Source organism: Thalassobacillus sp. CUG 92003, from assembly GCF_013618635.1.
Taxonomy (GTDB): Bacteria; Bacillota; Bacilli; order Bacillales; family Halobacillaceae; genus CUG-92003.
On record NZ_JABLSJ010000004.1, the window covers coordinates 138784 to 151600 of the forward strand.

A 12817-nucleotide genomic window follows, 5' to 3' on the forward strand; every position below is an offset into this window, starting at 1 on the left:
CCTTGAGAACAGGAAGATGATCAAATTTTCAGAAGAGGTCAACTAGAAAGGAAGGGAAAAATTGAAGAAAGATGATATAAATCACATAATGAAGTCAGCTTCTGACAAAAAATCGTTTTCAGGCGTTGTAGGTATAAAGCAAAACGGTGGAGGGGAGGCTTACGCAGCATATGGATTTGCCGATCGGGCAGATGAAAGGCTAAACAACCAAGCAACACGGTTTGGAATTGCATCAGGATGTAAACTGTTCACATCAGTTGCCATTTGCCAATTAGTTGAAAATGGTTCACTACAGATTAATACAAAATTGAAAGACTGCTTGGATCACATATTCCCGTTTGGAAATGAAGATGTAACCATTCACCATTTGCTTACGCACACATCGGGTATGCCGGATTATTTCAACGAAGCAACCATGGATGATTTTGAACAATTGTGGGAACGTACACCTATGTATAGTCTGCGGCGTTTCATTACAATAATGCAGCATATATTGTACTAGGTTTGATTATTGAACAACAATCAGGATTGAGCTTTACTGAGTACGTTGAAACGCATGTTTTTGATCGGGCAGGTATGCGTGATTCCGGGTACTTCGCTTTAGATTCTCTTCCTGTGAACACGGCAAATGGTTACATAGATTATGAAGATGGGTCATGGAAAACGAACATTTATGCGATTCCTGTGAAAGGAGGAGGGTTCGTCACAGCTCCTGATATGATACGTTTTTGGGATGCATTGCTTCACCATGAACTATTAAATGAGACGTTGACTAATTACATACTGACGCCTCACGTTCAGGTGAAAGATGGCACCGCCTATGGATATGGTATGTGGATGGAGATCCAGGGAGAGGCCGTAACGAAATACGAAACAGAAACCAATTTAGTTGTGGTTTCAAACGAGAGTAAAGGTGCTTATACCAGCATGAAAGCCTTCGAAGCATATGTGACTTAAGTCCATTAAAAGCTCTATTCCCAATGGGAAACAGGGCTTGTATTATGCCTGTTCAGGGCTATCATCATCAATTATGTCATCTAACGCGTCCAGAAAATCCGTAAGCATGATAATACTATAGCCTCGTTTTAATTTCACCCAGAGCGGGAAAGTAAGGGTAACTACTCAATGTGAAGGAGGTACTGTATTTGCAAGACATGTGGGCAACGATAGAAGAGAATCTTGCAGCTGTTTCCAATTTTTTATGGACCTATCCATTGTCAGTTCTCTTGATTTTTGGAGGTATTTTTTTAACGTATCGAATTGGTTTTTTTCAATTCCGGTTTTTCGGCCATGTTTTGCACCAAACGATTGGACAAATATTTAAAAAAACACAATCCAAAGGAACGATCACACCATTTCAAGCTTTCACTTCAGCTCTTGCGTCAACAGCAGGAGCAACAAATATCGTCGGTGTGCCGTTAGCCATATCCTTAGGTGGTCCAGGGGCATTATTCTGGATGTGGGTTGTAGCATTAATCGGAATGGCGACGAAATACTCTGAGATTCTGTTAAGCTTGAAATATCGGGAAACGAATGAGAAAGGGATATGGGTGGGCGGCCCGCAATATTACATAAAGAAAGCGCTGGGGTGGAAATGGGTCGCTTCTGCCTTCGCTTTCTTTCTCATGATTGAACTGATTCCGAGTACAATGGTCCAATCGAACTCGATTTCCACGCAAACCGAGCAAGCATTCGGCTTGTCGACCTATTTAACAGGCGCGATTATGAGCGTATTAATCGCCATTGTTATTTTCGGCGGGATCAAACGCATCGCCAGGGTTACGGACAAAATGGTACCAGGCATGGTGCTGATTTATATTGGCGTTTGTCTATACGTCATTTTGGTACACGCGGACCAATTGCCAGCTGTGTTTGGCTTGATTTTCAGCAGCGCGTTCACCCCGGTTTCTGCTGCAGGCGGATTTGCTGGAGCAGCAGTCGGTGAAGCCATTCGCTGGGGAACAGCTCGCGGCCTTTATTCAAACGAAGCCGGTCTAGGTACAGCCCCCATTGCTCATGCTGCTGCCCGGACGAATCATCCTACTCGTCAAGCGATGTGGGGGATATTCAGTGTTTTTGTTGATACGATTGTCATATGTACAATTTCCGGTTTAACTGTGCTCGTGACGGGAGCATGGAAAGACACAGCGCAGGAGAATGCTTCCAACATGATCAGTGTGGCAGTAGGGACGGTGTTCGGTGATACATTTGGAGGCGCATTCATTTCGGTCTTCTTGCTATTTTTTGTCGTGACGACCCTCGGAATCCTCATCTTTTACGGAGAAAAACAAGCCGAGTATCTCTTTAATCTGAAAGCTGCCAAAGTGATGCGGGTTGTTTATATAATCGCTGTATTTATCGGAGCGATAGGCGGGTTGAAATTTGTATGGCAGTTTCTGGATCTATTGTTAGCATTCGTCCTACTGGCTAATATCATCCCGGTGCTGTTTTTACACAAGGAAATAGCTGCCATCACGAAAGATTATGTTAATCGGGTATATAAACGGCGAACCGAAACAAGGGACGTGACCTTGTTTTACGAAAGTGAAGAGGAAGATGAGTCACAATAAAGTAAGACTCAGACTAACAATTGGTTGCCCCGTTGCGATTTATTACGCATCGGGGCATTTCCGTTGCAGGAAGATTGACATTACGCCACTTATTTTTAACAAGTATAGCATCTCATTTGAATAAACTGTCAGTAGAGGAAGATTAATTTAAGTGAGGTGGAGTAATGATACACGTAGCCGGATCGCCTTTACAAGAAAGCGGCAATTGGCCTGCAGGCAGTATAGAATCCATGATCATTCAGTTGATGGTGAATTCGCCTTATATGTATACGTATCGCTCAATGGAGTCTTTGGCATTTGAATTAAAGCTGCGTAAGAACATTGTTTCAAGTGCCAGACAAATGGAGCAAAGCGGGGTCAGTTTTGCGACCTTCGCTGAAACCTACGTTAACCCAAGGTATTGGACAATGAATGAATTTGGCGGCATTCAGCTTCGTGCAGACGCGAGACCTTCCGCCGCAATTCGGGACATCTATACAAACGGTTCAGACTATGGATTTGAATGTGCAGGAGCCATGCTCATCATCTATTATCATGCCGCCTTAAACGTCTTTGGTGAAGCCACTTTTAATCGTATATTCCCCAATCTCTATATTTACAGCTGGCACGCGGATACAGATTTAGGGTTATCCCCCATACAAACATCGGCATTTTTACCAGGAGATGTCGTCTATTTTGAAAACCCTGATTTTGATCCGAGAGCATCCCAGTGGAGAGGGGAAAATGCTGTCGTACTTGGAGATGGCCTGTACTTTGGCCATGGAATCGGAATTTTATCAGCTGAGAAAATGATTGAATCACTCAACCGGAAACGTAGACCAGGCGCGTTTCAATCAGCTTATTTATCGCATACTGTGGTAAGGCCAAACTTCCAGTATTTAGAAAGGTTTGCACGACAGCGTGCGTTTGCTGCTGTAAAATATCAATCAGTCGTGATCACGCATAATGAAGATTCCATTTCGCTCATCAGATACAGATTGTTTCTTAGTATGGTTTATAATGGAGGCCAGTAAAAGAATAGACCGGTGTATTTGGAATAAAAAATGAAAATAAGTCATGTTGATAAAGGTGTGGGGGAATAATACGAGACGTTTATGAAGGTTTAATTGCGTGCATTTCTTAGTTTACATAATATATATTATAGGAAGTTTAAGAAAAGTTTATAGCGCTGTCTCAAATACTGAGTATACTTAACTTATTGAGACAAAACAAAAAACTGAGCCACATTTACTTATGTGTTTTCTGTGGCTCAGTTTTTTATTTAATCTATATATTTTGCTAACGGCCGGAATATTGTATTGTTTTCAGCTTGCTCTAGTATGTGTGCACTCCAACCTACAATACGGCTCGAACTGAATAATGCCGTAAACATGTCAGGTTGAATCTGCAACGACTTTAATACAGCTGCAGCGTAATATTCGACATTCGTATATAAATGCTTATCTGGCTTATATTCCTTTAACAAGTTGATTGTCTCAGTTTCAACGTGTAATGCTAAATCAACCCAGTCAGGTGTATGTTCCATCTGTGTGAGCATGTTTTTCAACGTTTCAGCCCTCGGATCTTGTGTTTGGTAAACCCTGTGTCCAAATCCCATAATTCGTTCGCCGTTTGTTAACTTCCGTTTTATTATGTTAACTGCATTGTCTTTTGTGGCAATTTCATCTAATAAGTCAATGACGCCTGATGGCGCTCCTCCGTGTAATGGCCCCTTCATCGCACCGATCGCTGAAGTAATGGCTGAGTGAAAGTCACTTTGAGTTGATGCGGTCACTCTTGCGGCAAAGGTTGATGCATTGAGGCCGTGTTCCATTGTCAGAATTAAATACGTTTCAAGCATTTTAACTTCGTCATTAGACTTTTCATGTCCTGCTATCATATAAAGAAAATTTTCGACATGCGTTAAGTCATTGCGGGGATTTATTGGTTGATGACCGTTTAACATATCCACACGGTGCGTTATTATGGTGGGAAGCTTCGCTATGAGCTGAATTGCTGATTGTTTTTCGTATGGCCATTTACTGCTTGCTATTTCCAGTGACGAGACCATCGTTCTCATCACGCCCATCATCGATAAATGCTCGGGCAACTGTTTTAACAAATTGAATGATGCATCAGAAAGGTTTCGATGTTTTCGCAGCGACTGATCAAATTCATAATACTCCTCTTTACTTGGTAAATGCCCGTTTAATAAATAGTAAGCTACTTCTTCAAACGTATAACGATCAGCCAATTCTTTTACATTATGACGTCTGTATTGTAAACGACCTTCCTCCCCTTCTACGTTACTCAGTTTCGTTTCAATTGCCACAACATCTTTCAATCCTGGTTTATACAACGAGACCCCTCCTTTAATGTTGTCTTTATTATAAATTCGATTTATAATAATGAAAATTTAATATTTTATTAGCTATTAATAAATATTTTTTATGGATGGTGGTCTACGATGAATATGAATGGGCTCAGAACATTTGTATTAGCTGCTGAATCAGAAAATTATCGCATGGTCGCTGAACAGCTTTTTGTTACGCAACCGACAGTAACGTTTCAAATTAGACAAATCGAAGAGGAATTGGGTCAGCCTTTATTTGAAAGAACGGGACGTAATATTGCTTTAAGTGAGTTTGGGCGAAAATTTTATCCTGAAGCTATTGCGATTTTAAGTCATCACCAAAATGTGCTCGATAAAATGGCTCGTTACAAACAGGGATATACGGATAGTTTGACAGTGGCCATTTCCCCACTTTTGGCAGAAACCGTTTTTCCAAGTATTTTGCGGAAATTTATGAAACAACATCCCGAATTAGAGTTATCCATTCAGGTGATAGAATCCTCGCAGATTGCTTCTGCTATCGACGGTCGAGCTGTGGATGTCGGTCTGTCTTGTTTGCCTTCTGCCATTCCCAGTGTATGTAATGAAAAAGTCCATGAAGAACGAATTTCTCTAGTGTGCTCACATGATGGATATGATGCAGAATCAGCACCTCCTATTGATCCGTTAGAGTTGCTGCAGCGCTCCCCCATCTTTACAGACAATCATCCCGGTTACTGGCAATCGTTGAAACATACCATCGCCCGGGAAGTAGACACGTATAAGATGATCCGTGTCACCCAATCTCATATTGCTAAGCGCTTCATACTAGAAGGGATGGGCGTATCGTTTCTCCCTCACTCCATTATTCGAAGAGATGTTGAAGAAGGCAGACTTCTTGAGGCGCCTCTCCCCTTTGAATCGTTACCTAAAGCAGAAACATATGTTTTGTATAAGTATTTACACTCTAAAGAAAAAGCGTTTATATCTTACATTGCAGATTTTCATATCTAAATGGTTTTGACTTAGTGACATGAATTTTATATTTTTTTGTTCGGAGTTGCTACTAAGTAGATGTAAGAGTTATTTTAATGTGCATCGCTACAAGTAAAAGCCACAGAGTTTGTAACTACTCTGTGGCTTTTACTTTACGCTTTTTTGTTGTCTTAACATTTCGTTGACTGTAAACTTCTAAGGTTTGATGGTAATAGTCTAAGATTTGCTCAGATGGTCGCTGCCAACTGAACTTTTCAGCTTCAAGTCGTGCCTCTTTACTAAGATGATCGTATAATTCCTGATCTTCCAACCTATTAATCGCATCAATCATGCTTGCCGTGTCTTCATTTTCAAATAAGAGACCGGTACGTCCATCTTCGACCTGCTCCATTGTCGGGCCGCTTTTGGCAGCAATAACAGGAAGTCCGGAAGCCATCGCTTCAAGAATAACAAGGCCTAGAGTTTCCGTAATCGATGGAAAGATGAAGGCATCGCCGGAGGAAAAAGCTTGAGAAAGTTGTTCTCCGTGTATGAATCCAGTGAACACAGTGTTGGTTCCTTCAAATTCATCTTCAAGCTGGCCACGAACTGGTCCATCGCCCACTATAGCCAGAGAAATATCATCGCGTTCTTTCAGCAATGGTTTTATCTTATGAATTTCCTTTTCAGGGGCGAGACGACCAACGAACACTAGTAATTTATTTTCAGGTTTACCACCGCTTAACCATTCACGCATATCTGCATTTTGATAATCTGGATGGTACTTTTCTATGGCGACACCGCGATCCCATAAATTTACGTTATGGAAACGTTTCGCTTGTAACTCTCCTTGAATCGCTTTAGAGGTACATAAATTGACGTCGGCATAGTTATGGAGTTTCCTGAAATACCACCAGACAAGCGGTTTGAATGGGTAAAGACGATAGTAATCCAAATACTTTGGCACATGCGTATGATAAGAAGCAATCAAAGGGTAATTCAGCTTGTCAGCGTAATAAACGCCTGCAACGCCTACCAATGCCGGATTCACCACATGTACCAAGTCAGGGTCATGCTTCTGCAACAATGCTTTTACTTTTTTCTGCGGCATCGAAAACTCCCGCGATCGATAAAAAGGCATCTTGGTGGTTTTTACACCCTCGACAATCGCACCCTGGTATTCCGTGACACCTAAATCGGGAGCTATGACAACAACTTCATGCTCTTGTTTTAACAGATGGGATATAGCCTCTTTCAGTCGCGTCACAACTCCGTCAGTAGATGGTAGAAATGTTTCCGTAATGATTGCGATTTTCAAAACAAAGGGCTCCTTACTTCCAAGAAATTGATGGTAACACGTTATCCTTAATAATACGGTCTTTATGTGCTACGACTGTGCGTAAAATATCACGTAGCACTTCATCCGTCAAGAGATGAGGTTCCAATCCTAAATCGCGCAGTTTTGTGTTCACTGCATGATAGTAATGATCCTCAGCTTCTACACGAGGATTATCAAGATGAGAGAGTTCTACATTGAAATTCTCTTCAGCGGCTACTTTTTGCACCTTTTCCGCTAGTTCTTGCACAGAAAACCATTCAGTAAACTGGTTGAAGACGCGGAACTCTCCGCGATCAGCCGGGTTTTCGGCAGCAATTTCTACACAACGGACGGTATCTTCAATATTCAGAAAGGCCCTCGTCTGTCCACCCGATCCATAGACTGTGAGATCATGGCCGATTGCCGCCTGAGTGATGAACCGGTTCAATGCTGTGCCATAAACCCCATCGTAATCGACGCGGTTGACAAGCTGCTCGTCCATTTCTGTTTCCTCCGTATGTAAGCCATAAACGACACCTTGATTTAAATCTGTCGCTCTGATGCCCCATACTTTACAGGCAAACATGATGTTGTGGCTGTCATGGACTTTAGACAAGTGGTAAAAGGAACCGGGTTGTTTCGGGTAAGGGACGACATCTTTCCGTCCTTTATGCTCGACTTCTAAATAACCTTCTTCAATGTCAATATTCGGTGTGCCATACTCTCCCATGGTACCTAACTTGATTAAGTGACACTCCGGTGCCAATTCTTTAATGGCATACAAGACATTCAAATTACCGATAACATTATTCGACTGTGTGTACACAGCATGTTCGCGATCAATCATGCTATATGGGGCGGAACGTTGTTCAGCGAAATGGACGAATGCCTCAGGTTCAACTTGGCGGAATACTTCGCAAAGGAAATCATAGTGATTCAAATCGCCAATGAATGTCTTGATCGTCTTCCCTGTTTTTTCTTTCCACTTAGCTACGCGATCCTCTAGAGATGCTATAGGCGTTACCGAGTTGGAATGTAATTCATTATCAATCTTTCTACGTGCCAGGTTATCTACAATTGTTACGTCGTGTCCTTGCTTGGATAGATATAAAGCGGTTGGCCAACCGCAAAATCCATCGCCTCCTGCTACTATAATGCGCATAAATTTACCTCCTAGAACATGAGTTGCTGATATTCATTCCTTTATAGGATAACATTCTTTTCTGTATTCGTGGTAATGAAAAAAAGTATTGTTTGTAAAATGTTTGTTAAAGTCACTTTTTATCGAATCACCTCGAACAGATGTAAAGAGCATACTCCGAATATAGTCTACCCCAAAAAGACTATTAATCTCAAGCAACATCCTGTTACTAAGGAAATGGAATCGGTTTCATCCATTCAAACTTACCCCGAAGTACGATATAATGGAAGCGGAACAGAAGAAAATCCGTGTCATAAGAGGAGGATGTTTGTTGTCAGATTATGAAGCTGCTTGGATACCAAGCGAGTCCTTTAAAAATCAAACGCGCTTATATCAATGGATGAGAAAGCTTGGTTTCCATGATTATGATCAATTTCAAAAAGAGTCCATCACAGACATCGAATGGTTTTGGCATGAAGCCGTGAAAGAGATCGGCATCGAATGGTATGAAGACTATGAGGAAACACTGGATTTATCAAAAGGCATTCAATATCCTCACTGGTTTGTAGGAGGCAAAATGAATGTTGTTCATAACGCCCTAGATAAGTGGGCGCTAAGTGATGAGAAACAGCATCACACGGCTTTATTTTGGGAGGGAGATAATGGCGATCGCCGCCAGTTCACGTTCCGACAATTATATGAGGACGTTAATCAAGCGGCAAATGGCTTGAGGAATCTAGGGGTGCAAAAAGGCGATGTGGTCACCATTTATATGCCGATGCTTCCGGAAACACTGATCGCCATGTTAGCCGTCTCAAAAATAGGCGCTGTGTTTTCCCCGGCTTTTTCAGGCTATAAAGCGGATGCTGTTGCCACCCGCATTAAGGCGGCCGATGCTAAAGTGCTGATAACTGTCGACGGGTTTTATAGACGAGGCAAAGAAAATCCAATGAAGAACGAAGCTGATCTAGCCGCTGATCAGGCCCCTTCCCTTGAACACGTCGTGATGGTGGAACGTACAAAGCAAGATGTCAACTGGAACGACGAGCGCGATGTGACCTGGGAAAATATGATAGCTCAAAATGATGAGTTTGAAACGGTGAAGACACTCGGTTATGACCCATTCATGATCATTTACACATCAGGAACTACCGGGAAACCGAAAGGCGCCGTTCATTCCCACGACGGCTTCCCAGTTAAATCAGCTTTTGACGCTGGAATCTGTATGGATGTAACGTCAGACGATACACTCTTTTGGTACACCGATATGGGGTGGATGATGGGACCATTTCTCGTCTATGGCGGGCTGGTTAATGGTGCTTCGATCGTCATGTTTGAAGGAACGCCTGACTATCCGGAACCAGACCGATTGTGGCAGCTCGTTGACACCTATCACGTCACGCATCTCGGCATATCACCAACATTGATCAGGGCCATGATGAAGCACGGTGAGAGCTGGCCGGAGAAACACGACCTCTCGAGCTTGAAATTGATCGGTTCGACAGGAGAACCCTGGAACCCTGAGCCTTGGTATTGGTTATTCGAACATATCGGTCATTCCCGTGTCCCCATTTTTAATTACTCAGGCGGGACAGAGATTTCCGGTGGAATATTCGGTAATGTTCTCGTTAAGCCTATCGAACCGGTTACGTTCAATGCAGCACTGCCGGGGATGGATGTTGCCATATTCGATGAACATGGTGAATCATTGCGGCATGATGTCGGAGAACTAGTACTTCGCCAGCCCTGGGTCGGCATGACACAAGGATTCTATAAAGAAAATGACCGTTATGAACAAACATACTGGAACCGTTTTAAAGATACCTGGGTCCATGGAGACTGGGTAGTACAGGATGATGATGGCTATTATACGATTACCGGGCGCTCTGATGATGTGCTGAATGTGGCCGGTAAACGACTCGGGCCTGCCGAAGTGGAGTCCGTCCTCGTGGACCATCCTTCCGTTGTAGAATCAGGTGTCATCGGTATTCCCCATGAAGTTAAAGGAGAGGATGCCGTGGGTTTCATTGTACTCCGGTCTGATGTCACGATGACGGAGAATTTGAAATCAGAGATAAAACAGCACCTCGATCATAAATTAGGGAAAGCGCTAGCTCCCTCTAAATTATTTGCAGTCAGCGATTTGCCTAAAACGAGAAATGCCAAGGTTATGCGCCGAGCCATTAAGACAGCATACCTCAATAAGGATGCCGGCGATCTAAGCGCATTAGAGAACCCCGAAGCCGTTGAAGAAATTCGCGAGCACGGCCGCTCTTCTCATATTTCTTCATAACACCTGAACGAGGCTGGGACAAATCTGAATAAAACAAAAAAAGTTCCGAACAATCTCAACGAAATTGTTCGGAACTTTTTTTGTTTCAAGGAAGGCATTCCATAACTGCTCCGTCAAAACACTCCGCTTTGCTGCGGGATCTTCGGCTCGTGCTGTTCTCGCATGTGTTTTGACTACGCTCATGAGCAGCATTGATTTAACGTTTCCAATGCTTCCTTCTCTAGCATAGATAAGGGGCATTCCTTTAGACATTGGTTCGTTCGATTCCATCTCAAACGGGGGGGCTTTGAAACGACGAGACTCCCCTCTGAAAGCGGAGGCGTCTCGATCAGCGGCGTATGGACTGGACTGAGCTGGAGGAGATAAAGGAAACACGAAGAACGACGTGATTCGATGTTGACTTATCGTACAGAAGCGAAGGAAGTCTCTCTAGCCGCTAGACGACGGAGCTGGATAGGTCAAATACCGCAGGTCAACTCTCTAACATGGTAAGTAAATTCCCAGTTAATAGCGGGAGAAGGAGCTCGGCAAGACCCCACAGGGAGCGAAGCGAGCGAGGAGACTTGCAGGGTCCCCGCAGGAAAGCGAGTTGTTTCAAAGCCACCCCATCCTTTATACGATAACGAACCTCTCAATCCTCAAGTTCGAATTTCTTGCCCAATCATTTCATTAAACTGGATAGACCCCATGTTTTCTTTCTGTAAATTGCACATTTTTAGAACGATAGACCTCGAAACGATTACTTAACTCGTTTCGCAAGCGATCAGGTTGAACGATATCATCTATCACCATTTCTGAAGCCAAGCGGTAAATATCAATATTTTCTTTATATTCTTCATGTTTTTCTTTGATAAACGCAGGTCGTTCTTCTTCAGACAATTCAGCTATCCGATTCGCATACACCGCATTCACCGCAGCTTCAGGTCCCATTACAGCAATTTGAGCGCTTGGCAAAGCTAAACAGCAATCCGGTTCAAACGCTGGTCCTGCCATAGCATAGAGACCTGCCCCGTAAGCTTTGCGGACAATGACTGAAATTTTAGGCACTGTCGCTTCACTCATGGCTGATAGCATCTTGGCGCCGTGGCGGATAATCCCTGCTTTTTCTACACGGGTCCCAATCATGAAACCTGGAATATCAGCAAGGAATAACAACGGGATATTAAAGGCATCACACAATTGCATGAACTTTGCTGCTTTATCGGCTGAATCCGGAAACAGCACGCCACCCTTAGCACGAGGTTGATTGGCTATGATGCCAACCGACTGCCCATCGATTCTGGCAAGGCCGGTAATAATCTCTGGGGCAAATAGTTTCTTAATCTCACAGAATGAGTCTTCATCAATGATGCGTTCGATGAGTTGATACATATCAAATGGCGCATTTTGATTTTCAGGGATGAGATCGCCCAGCGTCTTCTCAAACTCAGCAGGATCTTGAACAGGATTTTCTGGCGGGCGCGTTCTGAAATTGGCTGGAAAATACGTTAAATAGCGTCTGGCAAAATCAATTGCTTCATGTTCATCGCTAACGAGGACATCTCCGCAGCCTGATTCAGAACAGTGCATTTTTGCGCCGCCCATTTCTTCCAGGCTTACTTTTTCACCGATCACTTTTTCAGCCATACGCGGAGAGCCTAAATACATGGAGGCGTTCCCATCTACCATTACGACGATATCGCAAAATGCGGGTATGTATGCACCACCTGCAGCTGATGGACCGAATAATAAGCAGACTTGCGGAACGCGTCCCGAGAGCTTAATTTGATTCTGGAAAATCCGGCCGGCCCCGCGTCTGTTCGGAAACATCTCAACTTGATCTGTAATTCTAGCACCAGCGGAATCAACGAGATAAAGCATGGGTATTTCTAATTTCAGTGCAGTTTCTTGTATCCGGATGATTTTCTCTACGGTTCGTGCCCCCCACGACCCAGCTTTGACAGTCGAGTCATTGGCCATAACGCAAACATTTTGGCCGTTTATCTTTCCTACGCCTGTCACAACACCATCGGATGGTAACGACTCATCCATGCAATTGGCGAAAAATGCATCTTCAATATCGATGTCATCATCAAATAATTGCCTCAGGCGCTCCCGTACAAATAATTTGCCTTTCGCCTCATTCTTTTGCTGATATTTTTCACCGCCGCCTTTAGCGATGCGTTCTGAACGTTCTTCTAATGTTCGATCTAGTGTCACTAAAACCCCT

At 43.3% G+C, this 12817-nt stretch carries 8 protein-coding genes and 1 pseudogene; 5 read left to right on the forward strand and 4 right to left on the reverse strand.

Annotated elements, in window-relative coordinates:
- The first annotated feature begins 88 nt into the window (after positions 1–88).
- The 3 genes and pseudogenes from HOP45_RS21005 (at position 89) to HOP45_RS07560 (ending at position 3583) form a co-directional block, all read left to right on the forward strand.
- A pseudogene (locus tag HOP45_RS21005) lies at positions 89–957 on the forward strand (serine hydrolase domain-containing protein).
- Positions 958–1154: 197 nt separating this feature from the next.
- Entirely contained in the window at positions 1155–2570 is a 1416-nt protein-coding gene (locus HOP45_RS07555) for an alanine/glycine:cation symporter family protein (protein ID WP_370457988.1), read from the forward strand.
- Positions 2571–2734: 164 nt separating this feature from the next.
- The gene (locus tag HOP45_RS07560; RefSeq protein WP_181348498.1) at positions 2735–3583 is read left to right on the forward strand and encodes a protein-glutamine gamma-glutamyltransferase; all 849 of its coding nucleotides are present in this window, start codon (positions 2735–2737) and stop codon (positions 3581–3583) included.
- Between the two features lie 248 nt (positions 3584–3831).
- Here HOP45_RS07560 and HOP45_RS07565 read toward each other — a convergent pair whose 3' ends face one another.
- On the reverse strand, positions 3832–4908 hold the full coding sequence (locus HOP45_RS07565) for a citrate/2-methylcitrate synthase (RefSeq protein ID WP_181348502.1): 1077 nt from the start codon (positions 4906–4908) through the stop codon (positions 3832–3834).
- A gap of 108 nt (positions 4909–5016) precedes the next feature.
- Between HOP45_RS07565 and HOP45_RS07570 the strand changes: the two genes are divergently transcribed.
- Positions 5017–5895, forward strand: a complete 879-nt coding sequence (locus HOP45_RS07570; RefSeq protein ID WP_181348504.1) for a LysR family transcriptional regulator — start codon at positions 5017–5019, stop codon at positions 5893–5895.
- A 115-nt stretch (positions 5896–6010) separates the two neighbouring features.
- Here the strand turns inward: HOP45_RS07570 and HOP45_RS07575 are convergent, their stop codons facing one another.
- Together HOP45_RS07575 and HOP45_RS07580 are read right to left on the reverse strand one after the other, a co-directional pair.
- Positions 6011–7174 carry a glycosyltransferase family 4 protein gene (locus tag HOP45_RS07575; RefSeq protein ID WP_181348507.1) on the reverse strand — a complete coding sequence of 388 codons (1164 nt, stop codon included), beginning with the start codon at positions 7172–7174 and terminating at the stop codon, positions 6011–6013.
- A 13-nt stretch (positions 7175–7187) separates the two neighbouring features.
- Positions 7188–8336, reverse strand: a complete 1149-nt coding sequence (locus HOP45_RS07580) for an NAD-dependent epimerase/dehydratase family protein (RefSeq protein ID WP_181348511.1) — start codon at positions 8334–8336, stop codon at positions 7188–7190.
- A gap of 310 nt (positions 8337–8646) precedes the next feature.
- Between HOP45_RS07580 and HOP45_RS07585 the strand changes: the two genes are divergently transcribed.
- Positions 8647–10608, forward strand: a complete 1962-nt coding sequence (locus tag HOP45_RS07585; protein ID WP_255437541.1) for an AMP-binding protein — start codon at positions 8647–8649, stop codon at positions 10606–10608.
- Positions 10609–11277: 669 nt separating this feature from the next.
- Here the strand turns inward: HOP45_RS07585 and HOP45_RS07590 are convergent.
- Positions 11278–12807: an acyl-CoA carboxylase subunit beta gene (locus HOP45_RS07590; RefSeq protein WP_181348515.1), complete on the reverse strand. Its 1530-nt coding sequence runs from the start codon at positions 12805–12807 to the stop codon at positions 11278–11280.
- Positions 12808–12817 lie beyond the last annotated feature (10 nt).

Excerpts from the sequence above, each read along its gene's own strand:
- HOP45_RS07580 (WP_181348511.1), bottom strand. The coding sequence starts at position 8,336 with ATGCGCATTATAGTAGCAGGAGGCGATGGATTTTGCGGTTGGCCAACC.
- HOP45_RS07570 (WP_181348504.1), top strand. The coding sequence starts at position 5,017 with ATGAATATGAATGGGCTCAGAACATTTGTATTAGCTGCTGAATCAGAA.
- HOP45_RS07560 (WP_181348498.1), top strand. The coding sequence starts at position 2,735 with ATGATACACGTAGCCGGATCGCCTTTACAAGAAAGCGGCAATTGGCCT.
- HOP45_RS07555 (WP_370457988.1), top strand. The coding sequence starts at position 1,155 with ATGTGGGCAACGATAGAAGAGAATCTTGCAGCTGTTTCCAATTTTTTA.